This window comes from Gordonia marina, assembly GCF_052036135.1.
In the GTDB taxonomy this organism is placed as follows: Bacteria; Actinomycetota; Actinomycetes; order Mycobacteriales; family Mycobacteriaceae; genus Gordonia.
The window spans coordinates 51,797-74,109 of record NZ_JBPSDN010000017.1; the positions used below are offsets into that span (position 1 = coordinate 51,797).

Annotated in this window: 18 protein-coding genes, 1 tRNA gene and 1 pseudogene; 11 read left to right on the forward strand and 9 right to left on the reverse strand. The window is 70.7% G+C overall.

Annotated features, from left to right (window positions below; translation table 11 throughout):
- Positions 1–29: 29 nt before the first annotated feature.
- Complete coding sequence (locus ACSEEN_RS12545; protein WP_440713350.1) at positions 30–1,010, reverse strand: 4-hydroxy-3-methylbut-2-enyl diphosphate reductase; 981 nt, start codon at positions 1,008–1,010, stop codon at positions 30–32.
- Between the two features lie 34 nt (positions 1,011–1,044).
- Here ACSEEN_RS12545 and ACSEEN_RS12550 point away from each other — a divergent pair, with 34 nt between their 5' ends.
- The 4 genes from ACSEEN_RS12550 to ACSEEN_RS12565 are packed head-to-tail and all read left to right on the forward strand — an operon-like array spanning position 1,045 to position 3,833.
- Entirely contained in the window at positions 1,045–1,746 is a 702-nt protein-coding gene (locus ACSEEN_RS12550) for a lipid droplet-associated protein (RefSeq protein ID WP_440713351.1), read from the forward strand.
- 4 nt (positions 1,747–1,750) lie between these two features.
- The gene (gene xseA, locus ACSEEN_RS12555; protein WP_371307314.1) at positions 1,751–2,989 is read left to right on the forward strand and encodes an exodeoxyribonuclease VII large subunit; all 1,239 of its coding nucleotides are present in this window, start codon (positions 1,751–1,753) and stop codon (positions 2,987–2,989) included.
- Entirely contained in the window at positions 2,986–3,195 is a 210-nt protein-coding gene (locus ACSEEN_RS12560) for an exodeoxyribonuclease VII small subunit (RefSeq protein WP_440713352.1), read from the forward strand. The genes xseA and ACSEEN_RS12560 overlap by 4 nt, the downstream gene beginning before the upstream one ends.
- Positions 3,196–3,206: 11 nt before the next feature.
- Positions 3,207–3,833: a hypothetical protein gene (locus tag ACSEEN_RS12565; protein ID WP_440713353.1), complete on the forward strand. Its 627-nt coding sequence runs from the start codon at positions 3,207–3,209 to the stop codon at positions 3,831–3,833.
- A 16-nt stretch (positions 3,834–3,849) separates the two neighbouring features.
- Here the strand turns inward: ACSEEN_RS12565 and ACSEEN_RS12570 are convergent, their stop codons facing one another.
- Positions 3,850–4,428: a DUF4245 domain-containing protein gene (locus ACSEEN_RS12570; protein ID WP_371307316.1), complete on the reverse strand. Its 579-nt coding sequence runs from the start codon at positions 4,426–4,428 to the stop codon at positions 3,850–3,852.
- Positions 4,429–4,523: 95 nt separating this feature from the next.
- On the opposite strand from ACSEEN_RS12570, the gene glpX reads away from it, so the two are divergent.
- The 3 genes and pseudogenes from glpX to ACSEEN_RS12585 all read left to right on the forward strand — a co-directional run bounded on the left by glpX (position 4,524) and on the right by ACSEEN_RS12585 (position 7,939).
- Positions 4,524–5,510, forward strand: coding sequence for a class II fructose-bisphosphatase (gene glpX, locus ACSEEN_RS12575; protein ID WP_247866820.1), 987 nt, complete (start codon positions 4,524–4,526; stop codon positions 5,508–5,510).
- Positions 5,511–5,514: 4 nt separating this feature from the next.
- On the forward strand, positions 5,515–6,318 hold the full coding sequence (locus ACSEEN_RS12580) for an immunity protein CdiI family protein (RefSeq protein WP_440713354.1): 804 nt from the start codon (positions 5,515–5,517) through the stop codon (positions 6,316–6,318).
- Between the two features lie 79 nt (positions 6,319–6,397).
- Positions 6,398–7,939, forward strand: a pseudogene (locus ACSEEN_RS12585) (phospholipase C).
- An 11-nt stretch (positions 7,940–7,950) separates the two neighbouring features.
- On the opposite strand, the gene ACSEEN_RS12590 reads toward ACSEEN_RS12585, so the two are convergent.
- The gene (locus ACSEEN_RS12590; protein ID WP_440713355.1) at positions 7,951–8,613 is read right to left on the reverse strand and encodes a trimeric intracellular cation channel family protein; all 663 of its coding nucleotides are present in this window, start codon (positions 8,611–8,613) and stop codon (positions 7,951–7,953) included.
- Positions 8,614–8,686: 73 nt separating this feature from the next.
- On the opposite strand from ACSEEN_RS12590, the gene ACSEEN_RS12595 reads away from it, so the two are divergent.
- From ACSEEN_RS12595 to ACSEEN_RS12605, 3 genes are all read left to right on the forward strand, one after another.
- Positions 8,687–10,387, forward strand: a complete 1,701-nt coding sequence (locus tag ACSEEN_RS12595) for a fumarate hydratase (protein WP_247866815.1) — start codon at positions 8,687–8,689, stop codon at positions 10,385–10,387.
- Between the two features lie 166 nt (positions 10,388–10,553).
- On the forward strand, positions 10,554–11,948 hold the full coding sequence (locus ACSEEN_RS12600; RefSeq protein WP_440713356.1) for a class II fumarate hydratase: 1,395 nt from the start codon (positions 10,554–10,556) through the stop codon (positions 11,946–11,948).
- A 79-nt stretch (positions 11,949–12,027) separates the two neighbouring features.
- On the forward strand, positions 12,028–12,678 hold the full coding sequence (locus ACSEEN_RS12605) for a Uma2 family endonuclease (RefSeq protein WP_440713357.1): 651 nt from the start codon (positions 12,028–12,030) through the stop codon (positions 12,676–12,678).
- 8 nt (positions 12,679–12,686) lie between these two features.
- On the opposite strand, the gene selB is transcribed toward ACSEEN_RS12605, so the two are convergent.
- From selB to ACSEEN_RS12620, 3 genes are all read right to left on the reverse strand, one after another.
- On the reverse strand, positions 12,687–14,468 hold the full coding sequence (gene selB / locus ACSEEN_RS12610) for a selenocysteine-specific translation elongation factor (RefSeq protein WP_440713358.1): 1,782 nt from the start codon (positions 14,466–14,468) through the stop codon (positions 12,687–12,689).
- A complete protein-coding gene (gene selA, locus ACSEEN_RS12615; RefSeq protein ID WP_440713359.1) occupies positions 14,468–15,784 on the reverse strand; it encodes an L-seryl-tRNA(Sec) selenium transferase in 1,317 nt (438 codons plus the stop codon). Before selA ends, selB begins: the two co-directional genes overlap by 1 nt.
- A gap of 26 nt (positions 15,785–15,810) precedes the next feature.
- Positions 15,811–15,906, reverse strand: a tRNA-Sec gene (locus tag ACSEEN_RS12620).
- 33 nt (positions 15,907–15,939) lie between these two features.
- Between ACSEEN_RS12620 and selD the strand changes: the two genes are divergently transcribed.
- Positions 15,940–16,935 carry a selenide, water dikinase SelD gene (gene selD / locus ACSEEN_RS12625; RefSeq protein ID WP_440713360.1) on the forward strand — a complete coding sequence of 332 codons (996 nt, stop codon included), beginning with the start codon at positions 15,940–15,942 and terminating at the stop codon, positions 16,933–16,935.
- Here selD and nrfD read toward each other — a convergent pair.
- From nrfD to fdnG, 3 genes are read right to left on the reverse strand one after another with little or no spacing between them, the layout of a single operon-like run.
- On the reverse strand, positions 16,922–18,025 hold the full coding sequence (gene nrfD, locus ACSEEN_RS12630) for an NrfD/PsrC family molybdoenzyme membrane anchor subunit (RefSeq protein WP_440713361.1): 1,104 nt from the start codon (positions 18,023–18,025) through the stop codon (positions 16,922–16,924). The genes selD and nrfD overlap by 14 nt on opposite strands.
- Positions 18,022–19,041, reverse strand: coding sequence for a 4Fe-4S dicluster domain-containing protein (locus ACSEEN_RS12635; protein ID WP_440713362.1), 1,020 nt, complete (start codon positions 19,039–19,041; stop codon positions 18,022–18,024). Before ACSEEN_RS12635 ends, nrfD begins: the two co-directional genes overlap by 4 nt.
- On the reverse strand, positions 19,041–22,310 hold the full coding sequence (gene fdnG, locus ACSEEN_RS12640) for a formate dehydrogenase-N subunit alpha (protein WP_440713363.1): 3,270 nt from the start codon (positions 22,308–22,310) through the stop codon (positions 19,041–19,043). Before fdnG ends, ACSEEN_RS12635 begins: the two co-directional genes overlap by 1 nt.
- Positions 22,311–22,313 lie beyond the last annotated feature (3 nt).

Below are 22,313 nucleotides of genomic sequence, written 5' to 3' on the forward strand. Positions count from 1 at the left end.
AGCAACCACGGAACAGCGGGCCGGACGTTCTAGGACGAGTTCCGGGCCGGGCGCAGCTCGCGCGGAAGCGCGAAGGTCAGCGTCTCCTCCGCCGTCGTGACGGTGTCGACCTGGGTGAAGCCGTGTTCGGCCAGCAGGTCGAGCACGCCGCGCACCAGCACCTCGGGCACCGACGCGCCGGACGTCACCCCCACGGTCGACACCCCGTCCAGCCAGGCCAGGTCGATCTCGCGCGCGTAATCGACCAGGTAAGACGCCTGCGCACCGTTCTGCAGCGCCACCTCCACCAGGCGCACCGAGTTCGACGAGTTCTTGGATCCGACGACGATCACCAGATCGCAGTCCGGAGCCATCGCCTTCACCGCACCCTGCCGGTTCTGGGTGGCGTAGCAGATGTCGTCCGACGGCGGGTCGTTGAGCAGCGGGAAGCGCTCACGCAGCCGCTTGACGGTCTCCATCGTCTCGTCCACCGACAGCGTGGTCTGGGAGAGCCACACCAGCTTGGCCTCGTCACGCACCTGCACGTCGTCGACATGATCGGGGCCGTCGACCAGCTGGATGTGCTGCGGCGCCTCCCCGGCGGTGCCCTCCACCTCTTCATGGCCCTCGTGGCCGATCAGCAGGATGTCGTAGTCGTCGCGGGCGAAGCGCTTGGCCTCCTGGTGCACCTTGGTGACCAGCGGGCAGGTGGCGTCGATCGTCTTGAGGTTCCGGCGCTCGGCGGTGGCGTGCACCTCCGGCGACACCCCGTGCGCCGAGAAGACGACGATGGCGCCTTCCGGCACCTCGTCGGTCTCGCTGACGAAGACGGCACCGCGTTCGGCGAGCGTGTCGACCACATGCCGGTTGTGCACGATCTCCTTGCGGACATACACCGGGGCGCCGTGCTTGTCGAGTGCGCGCTCGACGGTTTCCACCGCCCGGTCGACTCCGGCGCAGTAGCCGCGCGGCGAGGCGAGCAGGACGCGCTTGGGCGAGTCCTGCGACGGGAAATGATCGGTATCGGCCATAACTCCCAGGGTACGGGTGTGGCACAGTGAAAGCATGAGACGTCCTCCGTATCCCGCTCGCGTGGCCGCCGGTGTGCTGGTGACCACCCTCGACGAGACCAAGCGGTTGCCGACCCGGATCATCACCTTCCCGATGTCCGCGGTGAGCCGCGGGCTGCAGATGGGCATGCGGATCCAGCAGAACATCGCGGAGATGGCGATCAAGGGCGACGAGTTCTTCGCCCCCTTCTGCGATCAGCCGGAGGAACAGCCGTCGTGGGCCCGGTTCGACGACGACGAGGCCGTCATCAGCCTGCCCGAGCCCGAGCCGGCCCCGCCGACGACACTCGCCAAGGCGGCCGCGACCGCGCCGACCGGCGCGAAGAAGACCGCCCGCAAACCGGCTCGCCAGGCCGCGCCGGCACCGGCGACGACGGCCCTCGATACCGAGCCGCCGTCGGCCACCGCGGGACGTTTCGCGCTCTACAGCTCGCCGCCGGCCGACGCCGCGCCCGCCCCGGGGCCGGACGCGGCCGCGAAGCCCGCACCGGCCGCCGACGCGCCGGCGATCGCGGAGACCCTCGAGTACGACGGCCTCACCCTCGCCCAGCTGCGCGCCAAGCTGCGCGGTCTGTCCACCGACGATCTCGAGGCCCTGGCCGCGTACGAGCGGGCCGGCCGCAACCGCACCCCGTTCGTCACGATGATCGACAACCGGATCGCCAGCCACCAGAAGAAGTCGAGCCCGTCGGCGTGAGCGCATGACCGGTGACTCCGCGCCCAACACGGCGGAGAACCCCTGGCCGGTCCGCACCCTCAGCTTCAAGCTCGCCGACTGGATCCACCGCCTCGGCCAGGTCTGGGTCGAGGGTCAGCTGACCCAGGTCAACGCCCGGCCGGGCACCCGCACCGCGTTCCTCACGCTGCGCGACCCGGCCGCGGACATCTCGATCTCGCTCACCTGCGACCCGGACCTGCTGCGGCGCAGCGAGGTGCCGCTGACCGAGGGCGCCCGCGTGGTGGTCTACGGTCGCCCCAGCTTCTACGCCGGGCGCGGCACCCTGTCGCTGCGGGTCACCGACATCCGCCCGGTCGGTATCGGCCAGCTGCTCGCCCGTATCGAGCGGATCAAGTCGCTGCTGGCCGCCGAGGGACTGTTCGACGCCCGGCGCAAGCGGCCGCTCCCCTTCCTGCCGCACACCGTCGGCCTGATCAGCGGCCGCGGCAGCGCCGCGCAGCGCGACGTGATCGCCGTGGCCACCGCCCGCTGGGGCCACGTGCGGGTGCGCCTGAGTGAGACGCCGGTTCAGGGCCCCCTCGCGGTCCCGGCCATCGTCGAACAGCTGGAACTGCTCGACGCCGACCCGCACGTCGAGGTGATCGTGATCGCCCGCGGCGGCGGCAGCGTCGAAGACCTGCTGCCGTTCTCCGACGAGACCCTGCTGCGCGCCGTCGCCGCGTGCCGCACGCCGGTGGTCAGCGCGATCGGCCACGAACCGGACAATCCGCTGCTCGATCTGGTCGCCGATGTCCGCGCCGCCACCCCGACCGATGCCGCTAAACGCGTGGTGCCCGAGGTCGAGGCCGAACTCGCCGGTATCGAGGCGCTCCGCAACCGCAGCGCGCACGCCCTGCGTAACTGGGTGACCCGGGAACAGCGGCTGATCGACGGCCTGCGCGCGCGGCCCGTCCTCGCCCGGCCGCTGCGCCTGGTCGACGAACAGCGTGCGGCCGTCGACCGGCTCACCGGTGACCTGCGCCGCTCCGTCCGGCACCACCTCACCGTCGAGCAGCACCGGCACGCACAGCTGTCGGCGCGCCTCGCGACCCTGGGGCCCGCGCAGACGCTGGCGCGCGGTTACGCCGTCGTGCAGCGGCTCGACGACGACGCGCCGCACGCGGTGAGCAGTGTCGATCAACTACCGTCCGGGGCGCGGGTGCGTATCCGGGTGGCCGACGGGGCCGCGCGCGCCGTCGTCGAACAGGAAGGACACCCGTGACCGACCAGGTACCCGTGGAATCGCTCGGTTATGAGGCCGCCCGCGACGAGCTCGCCCAGGTGGTGGCGACGCTGGAGCACGGCGGATTGGGCCTCGACGAGTCGCTGGCCCTGTGGGAGCGCGGCGAAGCCCTCGCCACCCACTGTCAGGCGCAGTTGCAGGGCGCCGCCGAGCGCATCGAGGCCGCGCTGAACAGCGACGACTAGGTCATCGCCTCATGATCGAACGCCAGGACATCCCGTGGGGCCGCCCGTCGGTCCCCGGGATTCCGGTGCCGCCGTTCGACGACGCCGAACAGAGCCGGGCGTTCCATTCGGCACTGGCCGAACACGTCTTCTGCCTGGCGCGGGCCGCGGGCCGGTTCGATCCGGCGACCTTCGCCCTGCTGTCGATCCTGCCGGGCGCGGCACCGGGCACCGGCCTCGAGCCCTGGGTGCTGCGGGTCGCACTGTCGACGTTCTTCCCGGCACCCTGGACGCCGTGGAATCTGGCCGCCGCGCTCAACGCGGCGGCGCTCGACGGATACCAGAGGTGGTTCATCGAACGCGACCGCATCGGTTACCACAGCGATCCCGAATTCTGGGCGGACCGTTCGCCCGACGGAAGATGGGCGTCGTACTTCCGGGAGCGAGGGCAGCTGCGACGCGACCGCGAGGCCGCCTCCGACGACGACATGGTGCTCCTGCTGACCGCGCACGTGCGCGCCCATCCCTATCCGTTCGGCTGGCGCGTCCGTGACGAGACGCGGATGGCAGCGCTCGCCGACCGCGCCGGACCGACCCTGGCGGCCTGGGAACAGCACGCCACCTGGCCGTACATCGCCGACCGTCTGACCGGCGACTGAAGCAGGCGATCAGCCGCTACTGATCCCGCGGCAGCGGCGACGCGGCGAGCACGGCCTTCGCGAGCACGGTCATGTCGTCCTCGGCGCCCGAACTCAGCACCGCGATCCGGACGTCGCCGAGGTCGGTGATCCACACCTTGTTGTTCTTCTCGGTGTCCAGGTAGGCGATCCAGTGGTGGCCGGCGATGGTCTTGTCGCCGGTACCGGTCACCGAGTCCCCGCCGAGGGAGCGCGCCAACTGTTCCTCGGTGGCGCCGGACTGGGTCAGCTGAACGAAGTTGCCGTCCTTCTGCGCCGTGATCCAGCCGACGTTGCTGGCCAGCGAACTGCCGACATCGGTGGTGGAACCGGAGTTCGCGATCCACGCGGCGGGGACCGCCGGCTCGCGGATCGGGAACGGCATGGTCCGCGCGTCCGCCTTGAATCCCGCGGCGCTGTCGAAATGCGGGATGTTCTGTTTGGCGGCATCGCCGGAGAAACTGCACTGGCTGAGTCCGGCGATCGCGGCGAAGACCGCACAGATCGCGAGCAGCGGGATCAGCGACCACACCATGTCCCGGCTGTCTTGCATTATCCGCGGTTTCTTCTCGGCCATGACGCCCAGTATCGCAGTCGGCCCCGAGCCGGAACCAATCGCCGGTCGTGACAGAATCAGAGCAATCTCACGCACCGACGCAAGGAGCCGACCACATGTCGAAGCAAGCCCCGGACCGCAACCTGGCCATGGAACTCGTCCGCGTGACCGAGGCCGCTGCTCTCGCGGCCGGCCGCTGGGTCGGCCGCGGCGACAAGAACGCCGGTGACGGTGCCGCCGTCGACGCCATGCGCGAGCTGCTGTCGACGGTGTCCATGCGGGGCGTCGTGGTGATCGGCGAGGGCGAGAAGGACGAGGCCCCGATGCTGTACAACGGCGAAGAGGTGGGCAACGGCGAGGGCCCCGAGGTCGACGTCGCCGTCGACCCGATCGACGGCACCACGCTGATGGCCGAGGGCCGCCCCAACTCGATCGCGGTGATCGCCGTCTCCGAGCGCGGCACCATGTACGACCCGTCGGCCGTCTTCTACATGAACAAGATCGCCGTCGGCCCGGAAGCCAAGGGCGCCATCGACATCACCCAGCCGGTCGCATGGAACATCAACTCGGTGGCCGCTGCCAAGGGCATCGACGTGGCCGACCTCACCGTCGTCGTGCTCGACCGTCCCCGCCACGCCGAGCTGATCCGCGAGATCCGCGAGGCCGGCGCCAAGATCCGCCTGATCTCCGACGGCGACGTCGCCGGTGCGATCGCCGCCGCCGGCGACTACAGCACCGTCGACATGCTGATGGGTATCGGCGGCACCCCCGAGGGCATCATCACCGCCGTCGCCATGAAGTGCATGGGCGGCGAGATCCAGGGCCAGCTGTGGCCGAAGGACGACGCCGAGCGGCAGAAGGCGATCGACGCCGGCCACGACCTCGACATGGTGCTCACCAACGACATCCTGGTCCGCGGCGACAACTCGTTCTTCTGCGCCACCGGCGTCACCAACGGCGACATGCTGCGCGGCGTCACCTACCGCCCGAACGGCGCCACCACCCGCTCGCTGGTGATGCGCTCCAAGTCGGGCACCGTGCGCAACGTCGAGGCCCGCCACCAGACCGCCAAGCTGCGCGAGTTCGCCCGCCTCGACCTCTGACCCCATGCCCGAGACCAGTGGCGGGCTCCGCGCGTTCATCGACATCCGCGCGGAGGCCGCCGCCGTCTTCGGTGTGCTCACCGTCGCCGCGAACTGGCCACTCCTGCTGCCGGAGGGGATGGTCGCCGACCGTCCGGTGAACGATGTGACGGCGGGCGCCGAGTTCCCGCTGCGCCTCGCCTGGCCGTTCACCGAGGCTGCGGAGCGGTCGACGACCGCGCGCTTCGGCGTCGTCGATGAGACCGCCGGGCGGCTGTCGCTGGAATTGCGCGACCCGCGGCGGCCCTTGACTCTGGTGTGGTCTGTCGAGCCGGTGCCCGGCGGCTCGGCGACCCGGGCCGGCGTCACCGTCGACGACCCGCCGCCGGATCTCTCGGAGTTCTCGTTTCAGCAGGCGGCGACCCGCGCACTGTACGGCCTCGCCGCGCTCGGCGAGGGCCCCGAACTCTGGGCGTCGACACCGCGCGGCTTCGAACCCAGGCCGAGGCAGGGCACCTGGGGCGGCGGAATGCCACCGGCGCGCCGCGTGATCCGGTTGTTTCCGGACTGGGGCCGCGACTACCCGCTGTGGGAGAACTCGGCCGGCGCCTGGGACGTCGGCTACACGACCGGTCCGGACACCTATTTCCTCTCTCCAGAGCTCGCGGGGCGGCTGGCCGCGTGGCAACGGGATTGGGAGGGCATCTTCGACGAGGATCGCGAGCCGGATCCCCGCGCCTCGGCCCGCTGGCGGACCGAGGGCGACGAGTTGGCCCTGCTCCTCGCCGACGAGGTGGCCGAGTACGCGGACGTCGAATACCGGCCCTGAGCGGCACGAATCGGGCATCTCGGCCGACTCCGCGGGTGAACCCGGCGCGAGCGCTCCGGGTGCGCTAGCGTCACCACTCATGGGGTCAGATCAGATCGCCGGGATGAACCGGCGGGAGTTCATGCGGCGCGTGGGTGCCGTCGGCGGTACCGCTCTGCTCACGTCGTGGGCGGCGCCGATCATCGAGAAGGCGTACGCGTCGGCCGACCCGGCCGGGACCGGCGGCCTGCACGACATCGAGCACATCGTGCTCTTCATGCAGGAGAACCGGTCGTTCGATCACTACTTCGGCACGTACTCCGGCGTCCGGGGCTTCGCCGACGCCGGTGACGCGCTCAAACAGCACGGCTGGGCACCCGGTAAGGGCCCCACCCGCACCGGCTACACGCTCCCCTTCCGGCTGAACACCCAGCACGACGCGTCGCTCGACGGCTCGTGCATCAACGACCCCGACCACTCGTGGCAGGGCATGCACGAGGCCCTCCACGGCGGGCGCAACGACCGCTGGCTGCCGATGTCGATCAAGGCGGTCGGGCCGAACAACGCACCCGCGCTGATGGGGTACTACGAGCGCGAGGACATCCCCGTGCACCGGCTGCTCGCCGAGACCTTCACGCTCTGCGACAACTACCACTGCTCGGTGCTCGGTCCCACCGATCCCAACCGCCTGTACTGGATGAGCGCCACCCTCGATCCGGACGGCACGCACGGCGGCCCGCTGCTGACCACGCCGACGATCATCCCGAAGAACGCCTACAGCTGGCGGACCATGCCGGAGAACCTGCGCGACGCCGGCGTCAGCTGGAAGATCTACAACAACCGCGATCTGGGCCCGATCTCGTCGGTGATCCTGGACGGCATGATGGGCTGCTTCAAGCAGGCACAGGACCCGAAGTCCGAGCTCTACCGGCGCGGCATCGCGCCCACCTACCCGGACGGTTTCGCCCAGGACGTCAAGAACAACCGGCTGCCGAAGGTCTCCTGGGTCATCCCACCGGTGATGAACTGCGAACACCCGGCGCTGCCGGCCGCCCTGGGCGCCGTCGGCATCGTGCAGCTGCTCGACATCCTGACCTCCAATCCGGCGGTCTGGGAGAAGACCGCGCTGATCATCAGCTACGACGAGAACGGCGGCTTCTACGACCACGTGGTCCCACCGACCGCGCCGCCCGGCACCCCCGGCGAGTACGTCACCGTCAAGAACCTGGCGAACGTGGACGGCGCCAAGGGCATCCGCGGCCCGATCGGTCTGGGCTATCGCGTCCCCGGTCTGGTGATCTCGCCGTATTCGCGCGGCGGCCTGGTCTCGTCGGAGACCTTCGATCACACCTCCCAGCTGCGGCTCATCGAGCGCCGCTTCGGCGTCGACGTCCCGAATCTGACGAAGTGACGGCGCAGCGTGACCGGCGACATGACGTCGGCGTTCGACTTCGCCCGCAGACCGAACGCCGCGCGCCCGCACCTCGGAGATCCAGTCCCCGAGATGAAGAACTCGCTGGTTCAGTGCGGGCCCAATATCGCCCTGGGCACCGCCGGAATGGGCATCGCCTACCCGGTGCCGCCGAACCGCATGCCGCGCCAGCAGCCGGGCACACGGCGCGCGCCCTCGGGCGTCGTCTGATCAGAGTCTGATCAGAGTCGGTCGCGCCGCCACCGCGCCACGTACCACGGTTGCGGGCCGTGCCAGCTGAACCGCAGGGACGCCAGCCGCACCGCGGTGGCCATCGCGGCGCACACCAGGCCCATCCATGGCTGGTAATGCGCGAAGCGGAGCAGTGCGGCGACCGTCGAGGAGCAGAGCAGCGCGGGGATCGCGTACAGGTGCTGCTGAGGCAGCAACACACTCGGCACCTGACCGGTGAGTACGTCGCGGATCGCACCGCCACCGATCGCCGTGGTCATGCCGAGCAGCGCCGATCCGGGCGCGTTGAGTCCCGCGCTGTAGGCGATGACGGTGCCGGTCACCGCGAACAGGCCGAGGCCGATCGCATCGGTGATGTCCAGCGGCCAGCGGGTGTAGCGGAACGGCGGATGCCAGACGCACACCACGGCCCCGGCGATCAACGCGCAGATCAGGTACTGCATATTGGTGAACGCGCTCGGCGGCGTATTGCCGATCATGACGTCGCGGATCACACCGCCGCCGAGCGACGTCGCCACGGACAGCAACATGATGCCGACGACGTCCAGGTGCCGGCGCACCGCCGTGAGCGCCCCGGACGCCGCGAAGGCCACCACTCCGGCCAGCTCGCCGATGTGGTGGAGCGTCGACGCCGCATCATTGATTCCCGTCACGGATACGAATCCTAGCCGAGTTAGGATGCACTAAGACGCAGGTCAGGGCGGGTGCTCCGTATCATCGAGACCCGTGAGTGAATCAGCCCCCGCCCCCGAATTCCTCTACTCCGATCTGCTGCCCGCCGATCACGACGACACCCCGTATCGCCTGATCACCAGCGAGGGCGTCTCGACCATCGAGGTCGACGGCCGGACCTTCCTAAAGGTGGATCCGGAGGCCCTGCGGAAGCTCACCGCGGAGGCGATTCACGACATCAGCCACTACCTGCGCCCGGCCCATCTGCGCCAGCTGCGGAAGATCATCGACGACCCGGAGGCCTCGGGCAACGACCGCTTCGTCGCGCTCGACCTCCTCAAGAACGTCAACATCTCGGCCGGCGGGGTGCTGCCGATGTGCCAGGACACCGGCACCGCGATCGTGATGGGCAAGAAGGGTGAGGGCGTGCTCACCGGCGTCGACGACGGCGAGTGGATCTCCCGCGGCGTCTACGACGCGTACACCAAGCTGAACCTGCGCTACTCGCAGCTCGCACCGCTGACCATGTACGACGAGAAGAACACCGGCACCAACCTGCCCGCGCAGGTGGAGATCTACGCGACCGAGCAGGGCCCGAAGGGACCCGAGTACAAGTTCCTGTTCATGGCCAAGGGCGGCGGCTCGGCCAACAAGTCGTTCCTGTTCCAGGAGACCAAGGCGATCCTGAACCCCAAGAAGATCCTCTCCTTCCTGGACGAGAAGATCCGCTCGCTGGGCACCGCGGCCTGCCCGCCGTACCACCTCGCCGTGGTGATCGGCGGCACCTCCGCCGAGTTCGCGCTCAAGACCGCCAAGTACGCCTCGGCGCACTACCTGGACGATCTGCCGACCGAGGGCGACATGACCGGCCACGGTTTCCGCGACACCGCGCTGGAGGAGGAGGTCTTCAAGCTGACCCAGTCCTTCGGCATCGGTGCGCAGTTCGGCGGCAAGTACTTCTGCCACGACGTCCGCGTGATCCGGCTGCCGCGCCACGGCGCGTCGTGCCCGGTGGCGATCGCGGTGTCGTGCTCGGCCGACCGCCAGGCGCTCGGCAAGATCACCGCCGACGGCGTCTTCCTGGAGCAGCTGGAGACCGATCCGGCGCAGTACATGCCCGACGCCGGTGTCGCCGAAGACATCGAGGGCGGCGCCGTGGTCGAGATCGACCTGAACCGGCCGATGGACGAGATTCTCGCCGAACTCACCAAGTACCCGGTCAAGACCCGGCTGTCGCTGACCGGCCCGCTGGTGGTGGCGCGCGACATCGCGCACGCGAAGATCGCCGAGCGCCTCGAGGCAGGCGAGCCGATGCCCGAGTACCTGAAGAACCACCCGGTGTACTACGCGGGCCCGGCCAAGACCCCCGAGGGCATGGCGTCGGGATCGTTCGGCCCGACCACCGCCGGCCGCATGGATTCGTACGTCGAACAGTTCCAGGCCGCCGGCGGTTCGCTGGTGATGCTCGCCAAGGGCAACCGCTCCAAGCAGGTCACCCAGGCCTGCGACGCGCACGGCGGCTTCTACCTGGGCTCCATCGGCGGCCCCGCCGCCCGCCTGGCACTGGACTGCATCAAGAGCCAGGAAGTGATCGAGTACCCCGAACTCGGCATGGAGGCCGTCTGGAAGATCGAGGTGGAGAACTTCCCCGCCTTCATCGTCGTCGACGACAAGGGCAACGACTTCTTCACCGATCCCTCGGGCGCCGTGAGCGTCCCGATCTCCGGCGTCCGGATCCGCTCCAAGGAGCGCTGACCCGTCAGGGCCGAGTTCATCGAGCGGGACGAGCGAAGACGCTGCCCCGAGTGATGCGGTGACACGGCGGGGTTGTTGGGGTCGTGACGACCCACAACCCCGCCGTCTCAGATCCGCGCGCTAGAGTTAGGTAACCCTAAAGTTCTCTGGCGCGAGGAGCAGACCGATGACCGAGTACCGCATCGAGCACGACACCATGGGCGAGGTCAAGGTGCCCGTCGACGCCCTCTGGCGGGCGCAGACCCAGCGCGCCGTGGAGAACTTCCCGATCTCGTTCCGTCCGCTGGAACGCTCCCAGATCCGCGCCATGGGCCTGCTCAAGGCGGCCTGCGCACAGGTCAACTCCGACCTCGGGCTGCTCGACGCGACCAAGGCCGAGGCCATCATCGCCGCGGCCACCGAGATCGCCGACGGGCGCCACGACGACCAGTTCCCGATCGACGTGTTCCAGACCGGCTCGGGCACCAGCTCCAACATGAACGCCAACGAGGTGATCGCCTCGATCTGTGCCCGCCGCGGCGTCGACGTGCATCCGAACGACGACGTCAACATGTCGCAGAGTTCCAACGACACCTTCCCCACCGCGACGCACATCGCCGCCACCGAGGGCGTCGTCCGCGACCTGGTCCCCGCCCTGCAACATCTGGCCGACGAACTCGGTGTCAAGTCCGATACGTGGCGCACCGTGGTCAAGAGCGGCCGCACCCACCTGATGGACGCCGTGCCGGTGACCCTCGGCCAGGAGTTCGGCGGCTACACCCGGCAGGTCGAGGCCGGTATCGAGCGCGTCCACGCCACGCTGCTCCGGGTCGGTGAACTGCCGATCGGCGGCACCGCGGTCGGCACCGGCCTCAACGCCCCGGACGGCTTCGGCACCAAGGTGGTCGCCGAGTTGCAGCGCCTCACCGGCGTCGAGGCGCTGGCGCTCGCCCAGAACAACTTCGAGGCGCAGGCCGCGCGCGACGGCCTCGTCGAGCTGTCCGGCCAGCTCAAGACGGTCGCGGTCTCGCTGACCAAGATCGCCAACGACATCCGGTGGATGGGCTCCGGCCCGCTCACCGGTCTCGGCGAGATCGCGCTTCCCGACCTGCAGCCGGGCAGCTCGATCATGCCCGGCAAAGTGAATCCCGTCCTCCCCGAGGCCGTGACGCAGGTCGCCGCACAGGTGATCGGGAACGACGCCGCCGTCACCTGGGGCGGCGGCAACGGCGCCTTCGAACTGAACGTCTACATCCCGATGATGGCGCGCAACGTGCTGGAGTCGATCACCCTGCTGGCGAACGTGTCCCGGCTGTTCGCCGACCGCTGCATCTCCGGGCTGGTGGCGCACGAGGACCGGCTGCGCACCCTCGCCGAGTCGAGCCCCTCGATCGTCACGCCGCTCAACAGCGCCATCGGCTACGAAGAGGCGGCGGCCGTCGCCAAGGAGGCCCTCAAGGAGGGCAAGACCATCCGGCAGACCGTGATCGACCGCGGCCTGATCGGCGACGCCCTCTCCGAGGAGGAACTCGACCGTCGTCTCGACGTGCTGAAGATGGCGAACCTCGACCGCGAGCGGTAGTCCACAACTCGCGGGTAGGGTCTGGCAGGCGCGCCCTCCCCCGTCTTCACTGGAGACATGACGGGGGAGGAGCACTACGATGGCGACCATGACGACAGCGGTCCTCGGCGGTCTGCCCTTCGGGCGGCCGCTGACGCGCGCGGACCTGGACGCCGTTCGCAAGGACGGTCACAAGTACGAGCTCATCGACGGAGTCCTCATTGTGACACCGTCGCCGCTGACCCACGAGCAGATGAGAAGCCTGCCGGACGACGGGCATCGGTATGAGCTCATCGACGGATTGCTCATCGTGAGTCCCGCACCGAAGCGCCGGCACCAAGTCGCTGTCGGCGAACTCTTCGTTCGGCTCCGGGCAGCGAGCCCCGACGTGCTGGAAGCACTGCTGGCGCCCTTCGATGTCGTCCTCCCAGACACGACCGTCATGCAACCGGACATCCTCGTAGCGCCGGTCGCCGACCTCACCGACGACGCCCTTCCCGGTCCGCCACTCCTCGCCGTCGAAGTCCTCTCCCCGTCAACCCGGATCTTCGACCTCACTCTCAAGAAGGACCGCCTCGCCCGCGCCGGCTGCCCGCACTACTGGGTGGTCGACCCCGACGAGCCGTCGATCACCGCCTGGAGCCTCGGCGACGGCGACTACGTCGTCGCCGCCGAGGCCACCGGCGACCGGCCCTTCGCGGTCACCGACCCCTTCCCCGTCTCCTTCGCGCCGAGCGATCTCGTCCCCTGACGCGCGGATCAGCGCACGACTTCCCGGTGTCCGCCGTCGATCCGGCGGGTCCAGCCGCGGGCATCGAGGTGTTCCAGCAGCGGGATCGCCACGCGGCGCGAGGTGTGCAGCGCCCGTCGCGCCTCCGAAGTGGTGAACGGCTGCGGCAACCGCACCAGTTCCCGCATGGCCAGGGCCGGGGACGTCGGCAGCAGCACCAGACCGTCGGCCAAGCGCAAGAGCCGGCCGCTCCGCTCGGCCGCGGCCAGTTCCCTCGTGCCCAACCGCAAGCCGGCCAGATCATCGGCCTCGGGAGCGGCGAACGGCGCCGCCCGCAGACGACGCTCCAACTCCCCTATCCCGGCCTCGGCCGGCCCCAGATCGCGCCGCAACTCGGGCAGGAACAGCAGCCCGCCCTCGGCCGTCACCCCGGCACCGCCGACCACGGCCGCCAGCAGCGCCGGATCCGGCAGCGCCAGCACATCGCGCGCCGCCCCGTACGACAGCCCGGCCGCCAACGGGTCACGCTCGTGCAGATCGACGACGGCCCCGCGCAGCCGCGCCTGCCAATCGCCGAACACCTGCTCGCTCACCCACCAGTCGCCGAGCACGACGACCCCGTCGGGCACCGACGCGGTGTCGAGTCCCAGTTCCGCCAGCCGCGCGGCGGGCACCGCACCGCCCCTGGCCACCTCGTCGGCCGCACCGGCGGAATCATCGAGCCCGGACAGCGCGTCCGCGCGGCGCGCCGCATCGCCGCGGCGGCGCAGCGGCGGCGGATCGACGTCGAGCACCAGCGCACCGCCGACGATCCGTCCGGCCGCCGGATCGTGCAGCAGAAGACGGTCGTCGCGCTGCAGCGGGAGCGGCCGCGCGAGGGTCAGTCGCAGGTGCGCGTCGCGCAGCGGCCGGGCCCGGGCCGGAACGGCCGCCGTCCCGGCGTGCACCGTCAGCCACTCGGGCACGTCGCCGGTGGGATCGGTCCGCACCACATCGACGACGGCCACCGACCGCCACGCGCGCGGGGTCGCCAGCGCGTCGCCGCGGCGGATCTCCTCCGCGCCGGCGCCGCGCAGGTTCACCGCCACCCGGCTGGTCGGCCGCACCACACCGGCGTCACGGCCGTGCGTCTGCAGGCCGCGGACCGTCACCGTGCGCCGCCCGTCGCGCGCGTGCAACTCGAGTCGGTCGCCGTCGGCGAGGCTCCCGGCCGCGAGCGTGCCGGTAACCACCGTGCCCGCACCGGTGATGGTGAACGACCGGTCCACCCACAGCCGGACCCGTCCGGTGTCCGACGGCGCCGGTGAGCCGCCGAGGACGGTGTCGAGCGCGACGCGCAGCTCGTCCAGTCCGGTTCCCGCGACGGCGGAGACACCGACCGCGGGTACCCGCGCGAGCCCGGTCCCGGCCAGTTCGGCGCGTGCCTGCGCCACCACCTCGCGCACGCGCTCCGGCCCGGCCCGATCGGTCTTCGTGACGACGATCAGTCCCCGCTCGATACCCAACGCGCGCACCGCATCCCGGTGATCGGACGACTGCTCCTGCCAGCCCTCGTCGGCCGCCACCACGAAGCACACCACCGGCGCCGGGCCGATCCCGGCGAGCATGTTCCCGAGGAAGCGCTGGTGCCCGGGGACGTCGACGAAGCCCACCTCGCGGCCGGCCGGCAGGGTGGTCCAGGCGAACCCGAGATCGATCGTGAGCCCACGCCGTCGTTCGTCCTCCCAGCGGTCGGGCTCCATCCCGGTGAGCGCCTTGACCAGCGTCGACTTCCCGTGGTCGACGTGCCCGGCCGTCGCGACGACGAACATCAGGGCACGGCGTGCGCGGCCAGTACCGCCGCGGCGACGCGTTCATCGTCGGCCTCCGGAACGCACCGCAGGTCGATCAGGGCGGCGCCGTCGTGCACGCGCGGCACCACCGCCGGGGTGCCGGTGCGCAGCGGCCGCGCGAGCGACTCCGGCAGCCGCACCGCGTATCCGGGCAGCGGCACGCCGGGCGCGCCTCCCCCGCCGACCCGGCCGTCGTGCTCGACGACGGTCCCCCCGACCCGCGCGGCGAGGGCCTCGGCGCGCTCCCGCAGCCGCTCCGGGTCGGCGTGCAGGGACCGCATCACCGGAGCCGCGGACCCGGCGACGGTGGCCTCCAGCGCGGCCAGTGCGAGCTTGTCGATGCGGACGGCGCGGGCCAGTGGATGCCGGGACAGCCGCTGCACCAGCGGAGCCCGGCCCAGGATCAGCCCGGCCTGCGGACCGCCGAGCAGCTTGTCGCCGCTGGCGGTGGTCAGGTCGGCGCCGTCGTTCAGGGTGGTGGTGGCGTCCGGCTCGTCGGGCAGCAGCGGGTCGGGTGCCAGCAGCCCACTGCCGAGGTCTACGACCAGCGGGATCCCGCGCTCGGCGGCGGGACCGGCCAGCTCGCGCACCGAGACCCCGGACGTGAAGCCGGTGACCCGGAAGTTGCTCGGGTGCACCTTGAGGATGCAGCCGGTGTCCGGCCCGATGGCATCGAGGTAGTCGCGCAGGTGGGTGCGGTTGGTGGTGCCCACCTCGCGCAGTCGTGCGCCGGTCGATGCGACCAGGTCCGGCAGCCGGAAGCCCGCGCCGATCTCGATCAATTCGCCGCGGGAGACGATCACCTCGCGTCCGGCGGCCAGGGCGGTGGTCGCGAGCACCAGCGCCGCCGCCCCGTTGTTCACCGCGAGGGCATCCTCGGCGGCCGGGCAGGCCGCCAGCAGCGCGGCCCGCGCCCCGACGCCGCGTTTGCTGCGGACTCCGGCGTCCAGATCCATCTCGACGTCCACGTATCCGGCGGCGTCGACCAGCGCGGCGATCGCGGCAGGCGGCAGCGGCGCCCGCCCGAGGTTGGTGTGCACCACCACCCCGGTCGCGTTGATCACCGGGGTCTGCGACACCGGACGGGCGGCGGCCAGGTCGTCGGCCAGGGCCCGGGCGACGTCCTCCGGGGCGAGTTCACCGCGCCGGGCCCGCTCCTGGACGTCGCGCACCCGCGCAGCCACCACATGCTCGGCGAGTCGTGCGCGGGCCGCGGCGACCTCGGGCAGCGCGAGCAGCACATCGGTGCGGGGGATGCGACGACGCGGATCACCTTGCGCGGCAATCTGATTCATCGCGACCTCTCACATCCGGCACAAGTTGGCGGAGACGGACGGGAATCGAACCCGCCAGACCGAGATACTCGATCTCACCGGTTTTGAAGACCGGGGGGCCCACCAGGAACCCAGACGCCTCCGCTGACCAACATAGCGGCCTATCCTCGGTTGGTGTGAGCGACCTGAAGCGACTGACCGATTACGCGCACGGCGGCGGGTGCGCGTGCAAGATTCCCGCGGGCGAATTGGAGGAGGCGGTGGCCGGGCTCGTCGGCCAGACCTCCCCGGATGTCCTGGTCGGCCTCGATGACGGCGACGATGCCGCCGCCGTCCGGATCGCCGACGGTCTCGCGGTGCTCTCGACGGCCGACTTCTTCACTCCGGTGGTCGATTCGCCCTACGACTGGGGCGCGATCGCAGCGGCGAACGCGCTCTCCGACGTCTACGCGATGGGCGGGCGCCCGGTGGTGGCGATCAACCTGGTCGGCTGGCCGCGCGGCGTGCTGCCGATGGAGATGATGACCGAGGTGCTGCGGGGCGGCCTCGACATCGGCGCACAGGCCGGCTGCCCGGTGATCGGCGGTCACACGATCGACGATCCCGAGCCGAAGTACGGCATGGCCGTGACCGGCGTCGCCGACCCGGACCGCTTGCTGCGCAACGACTCCGCGGCCGCCGGGCTCCCGCTCACGCTGACCAAGCCGATCGGTGTCGGTCTGCTGAACAACCGGCACAAGCGGACCGGTGAGGTGTTCGCCAACGCGATCGCGTCGATGACCGCCCTCAACCGGGATGCCGCCGCGGCGGCGCTCGCGGCCGGTGCCCGCGCGGCGACCGACGTGACCGGTTTCGGCCTGCTGGGCCACCTGTACAAGATGTGCCGCGCCTCCGGCGTCTCGGCGGTGCTCGACGCCGCCGCGGTGCCGGTGCTCGAGGGTGCCCGCGAGGCCCTGCGCGACGGGTTCGTCTCCGGCGGCACGCAGCGCAACCTGGACTGGGTCCGGCCGCAGCTCTCCGCCGGGGCCGGGATCAGCGAGGACGACCTCCTGCTGCTGGCCGACGCCCAGACCTCCGGCGGCCTGCTGGTGGCCGGCGAGGTACCCGGCTACCCGGTGATCGGCCACCTCGTACCCGCCGACGGCGGCCCGGCGGGCATCACAGTCCGGTGATCGAGTCGCCGGTGATCCCCTCGGCACGACGCCGGGCGAGGCGCCGCTTCTGCGGTTCGATCGTGTAGCGCGGATCGGCCGCCGACTCCAGACCCGCTTCGAAGACACCGAAACGGGTGCACGCCGAGGCGGCGAGCAGCGTCGCCCCGGACAGTGCGGCCACGCCGCGTCGTACGCGCCCCCGGCGGCCACCGGCCAGCAGGGCGCCGACACCCCCGGCGACGGCGAGTCGTTCCGCCCAGCGCAGCAGTTTCCCGGGTGTCCCGTGGTGCAGCGGCTCGATGGCCACCGGATCGGCCCGCTTCTCCATCACCCGGGTCGCGACGACGTCGCCGATCACCCCCAGCACGGCGAGGGTGCGCGCGGGTCCGGCCTCCTGGCCGGGCGTCGTGACGAGCGCGGCGCCGGCGGCCGCGAGGCTCGCCGAGCTGACGAAGACGAACGGCAGGTCGCGGTGCACCGCGTTCCAGGTCGGCATGGCGGTGTCGCCGAGCAGCACGGCCGTGTAAGCGGCGAGCGGTGCCGCCAGGCCGGCCGCGGCGATTCCGGCGGGCCCCTCCGCGGCCCGCAGCACCGGGCGGAGCGGTCCGAACGGCAGCCGGTCCGCCGTCAGCCGATCCACCTCGCCCACCGCGGCCACCCCGATGAAGCTGCTGTAGCCCACCAGGATCCACGAACCCACGCTCATCGGCGAGGTGACCTTGAAGGTCCGCAGCATGTGCAGGAAGCGTTCGGGCCGGCCGAGGTCCACCATCAGCGCGACGGCGCCCAGCCCGGCCGCGCCGAGAGCGGTGAGCCGGGTATTGCGGCGCAACGCGGTCCGGCCGGTCAGCTGCGCGCCCAGCGCCAGGAGGCCCGAACCGCCTGCCACCCCGCCCAGAAAGAGATAGGCGCCGACCGGCCACTCCCACGGCGGCGCCTTGACCACCGGGTGGCCGTAGTAGCCGCGCGCGTCGAGGTGCTCCACCTCGACCTGCGGCACCATGAGGTCGTCGCCGCGACCGCCCTTGCCTTTCCCGCCGCCCTTGCGCCCCTTGCCCTTGCGCGGGTCACGCGGCGGACGGAACTGATCGAATTCGGAACTCGTCATCGGCGCCGCCCCGAACTCAGGAACGACACGGCCACCGCCGCCGCCATCCCGGCCGCCGCGACCACGGCGCGCTTGTACATCGAGGGGAGATCCGCGGTACACACGCGCGGATCGGGTGGCAGCCCGTAGACCTCCGGCTCGTCGAGCAGCAGGAACACCGAGCCGGTGCCGCCGACACCGTCGTTCTCGTTGGCGCCGTAGAGCCGGGCCTCGGTCATCCCCCGCTCGTGCAGTTGCGCGACCCGCTCGTGGGCCTGCGTCACCATGTCGGCGCGATCCCCGAACTTGATCGAGGTGGTCGGGCAGGTCTTGGCGCAGGCCGGGGTCTCGTCGTCGCGCAGGCGGTCGTAGCAGAGCGTGCACTTCTGGGCGATGCCGCGATTCGGGATCTCCGGCTGCTCGCCCTTGCGCTCACCCTGCCGGGTGGTCGGCGCGGCGGTGCCGTCGCTGCGCCGTTCCACCACACCGAACGGGCAGCCCGCGACGCAGGTGCCGCAGCCGTTGCAGATGTCGGCCTGCACCACGACGGTGCCGAACTCGGTGCGCATCATCGCCCCGGTCGGGCACACGTCCAGGCAGCCGGCGTGCGTGCAGTGCTTGCACACGTCCGACGACATCAGCCAGCGGAACTCGGGGGTGTCCGGTGGGGTCGTGTCCGGTGTTCCCGCCTCCGGCACCGCCGTATCCGCGGCGGCCGACGACGCGCGCAGCTGCGGCATGCCCAGGCCGACCAGCTTGGCCCCGGACTCGCGCGCCGCGGTGATCCGCTCGGTGTCCTGCTCGATGAAGGCGACGTGCCGCCACGTGCTGGCGCCGAGCGAGACCGAGTTGTCGTACGACATCCCGGTGAACTCCAGGTCGCCGTCGCGGGGATTACGGTTCCACTCCTTGCAGGCCACCTCGCAGGCCTTGCAGCCGATACAGATCGAGGTGTCGGTGAAGAAGCCGCGACGCTCCTCGTGGATCGGCCAGTGCGCGTCGGCGCTGGGGTCGGACGGTCCGGTCAGCTGGCCCATCAGGCTCCTCCCTCCATCGGCTCGGTCCCGGCGGACTCGTCCGGAACCGCATCCTCCATCGCCGAATGCACGACGCGGTGGCGCGCGTTCACCGCCGACTCGGCCGCGATCTCCGGCGACACGGTGAGCCGGACGTTGTCGGTCTCCACGGTCGCTCCGGCACGCTCCTGATACTCGCGCACCAGCGCGTCGACGGCGGCGCCCTGCGGTCGTCGTCCGGCGACCACCGCACACGACCCGACCTTCGACTCCTGGATGAAGACGTTCGGGTCCATGGTGACACCCACCAGATCGTTGGCGGCGTCCCCGGCGACGACGGCATCGGAACCCACTCCCCAGTGATACGGCAACCCGACCTGATGCACCACCCGGCCGTTGATCTGCAGCGGACGCAACCGGTCGGTGACCAGGGCCCGGGCCTCGATCGCGGCGCGCGGCGAGATGATCGTCGCCCAGCCCTCGTTCTCCAGCCCGCACTCGGCGGCCAGCTCCGGGGAGACCTCGCAGAACATCTCCGGCTGCAACTCGGCCAGGTACGGCGACCAGCGGCTCATCCCACCCGCCGTGTGGTGCTCGGTGAGCCGGTAGGTGGTGAAGACGTACGGGTAGACGTCGTCGCCCGGCTGCCCAGCGCTCGGGGCGTCGAGGTTGTCGGTGCGCGGCATGGTGAGCCGTGCCGGCGCCTGCTGCTGCGGGTAGAGCGCGTTGGCGACCGGCGATTCCTGCGCCTCGTAGTGCGTCGGCAGCGGACCGTCGACCAGCCCGGTCGGCGCGAACAGCCAGCCCTTGCCGTCGGACTGCATGATGAACGCGTCGTCGCCGCCGATCGCGTCGGCACCGGTGGCACCGTCCGGCGGCACGGTGCCCGGGGCCCGGGTCGCCGGGAAGTCGGCGACGTCGGGTCCGGCCCAGCGTCCGGCCTCGTCGTCCCACCACATGTACTTCTTGCGCTCGCTCCACGGCCGGCCGTCCCGGTCCGCCGAAGCGCGGTTGTACAGGATCCGCCGATCGGCCGGCCAGACCCAGCCCCACTCCGACTGGGTGAGTCCCCGGCCGCCCTGCGGCACGCGTCGCGCCGCCTTGTTGATGCCGTCGGCGTAGACGCCGGTGTAGATCCAGCAGCCGCCGATCGTCGAGCCGTCGGCCTTGAGCTGACCGAACGAGGTCAGCGGCTCACCGGCGTGCTCCCCCGTGAGATAGCGGCCGTTGATCTCCGACAGCACCGCCTCGGGAATGATCTCGCCCTCGTCGTCGACCGGATAATCCCAGGTGAGATCCAGCAGCGGCCGATCTCGCGGGTCGTCCGAATCGGCCAGGCGCTCGCGGATCCGGCGGCCCAGCTCGTAGTAGAACTCCAGCTCCGCCTGCGCCTGCCCCGGCGGATTGACGGCCTTGTGCCGCCACTGCACCATGCGCTGGGTCTGGGTGAACGAGCCCGCCTTCTCCACGTGCGTCGCCGCCGGGAGGAAGAAGACCTCGGTGCCGATCTCCTCGGTCTTGAGTTCTCCGGACGAGATCTCCGGTCCCTCCTTCCACCAGGTCGCGCTCTCGATCATGTTCAGGTCGCGCACCACCAGCCACTTCAGCTTGGCCATCGCCATCCGCTGCTGGCGGCTGTTGGCCGAGCCGACCGCCGGATTCTGGCCGACGATGAAGTAGCCGTCGACCTTGCCGTCGAGCATCTCCACGACCGTCTGGTAGGTGCCCGCCGGTCCGTCGAGGCGCGGCAGATAGTCGTAGCACCAGTCGTTCTCGGCGGTCGCCGCGTCGCCCCACCAGGCCTTCAGCAGGCTGACGGTGTAGGCATCGGCGTACTCCCAGTAGCCCTTGTGCGTCTCGGGGCGGACCGCGTCGAGATACTGCTCGAGCGTGTCGTGCTTGCCGACCGACGGCATCGGCAGATAGCCGGGGAGCAGGTTGAACAGCGTCGGGATGTCGGTGGACCCCTGGATGCTGGCGTGCCCGCGCAGCGCCATGATGCCGCTGCCGGGACGCCCGACGTTGCCCAGCAGCAACTGCAGGATCGACGCCGTCCGGATCACCTGCGCACCCATGGTGTGCTGCGTCCAGCCCGTCGCGTACCCGATGCAGCCGGTGCGCTCGGGGCCGGAGTTGTCGAGCATCGACTCGGCCAGATAGACGAACTCGTTCTCACCGACGCCGCACATCTGGGCGACCATCTCCGGGGTGTACCGGGCGTAGTGCCGCTTGAGGATCTGGAACACCGTCCGCGGATCCTGCAGCGTCTCGTCGCGCCCGTCCGCGTACTGCCAGGAGGTCTGGTCGTACGTGCCGGTCTCGCCGTCGAACCCGGAGAACAGCCCGCCGAGGTCTTCCGCGTCCTGGAAGTCGTCGTCCACCAGCGTCGCCGCGTTGGTGAAGGCGACCACGTAGTCGTGGAAGTACCGGTCGTGGCTGATCGCGTAGTTGATCAGCGCGCCGAGCAGCACGATGTCCGAGCCCACCCGGATCGGGATGTGCTTGTCCACCACCGCGGACGTGCGGGTGAACCGCGGGTCCACATGGATCACGCGGGCACCGCGGGCTCTGGCTTCAGTGACCCACTGGAATCCGACGGGGTGCGCTTCGGCCATGTTCCCGCCCATGAGCAGGATGAAGTCCGCATTGGCCATGTCCTGCAGGGACTGGGTGGCACCACCGCGGCCGAACGAGGCTCCCAGACCGGGAACCGTGGCGGAGTGTCATATGCGCGCCTGATTCTCGATCTGGATGGCGCCGGCCGCGGTGAAGAGCTTCTTGATGAGGTAGTTCTCTTCGTTGTCGAGGGTGGCGCCGCCGAGCGAGGCGATGCCCATCGTGCGGCGCAGCGGACGGCCGCGCGCGTCGACGTCCTGCCAGTGATTGCGGCGTGCCTCGACGAACCGGTCGGCGATCATGTCGATCGCGGTATCCAGGTCCAGGTCCTGCCAGTCGGTGGCATACGGGGCGCGATAGCGGATCGTCGTCTGCCGCAACGGATTGTTGACCAGTTGCTCGCTCGAGCTGCCCTTCGGACACAGCCGCCCCCGGGAGATCGGCGAATCCGGGTCGCCCTCGATCTGGATGACCCGCTCGTCTTTGACGTACACCTTCTGGCCGCAGCCGACAGCGCAGAACGGGCAGACGCTCTGCACCACCCGGTCGGCGGTCTTGGTGCGCGGCTCCATTTTCTTGGTGCGCGCGGACTCGACCGCGGGACCGCGGCCGAGTGCATCGCCGGAGCGAAGTTGCCGGATCACCGGCCATTCGAGGGGGCTGAACCTCGCCATGAA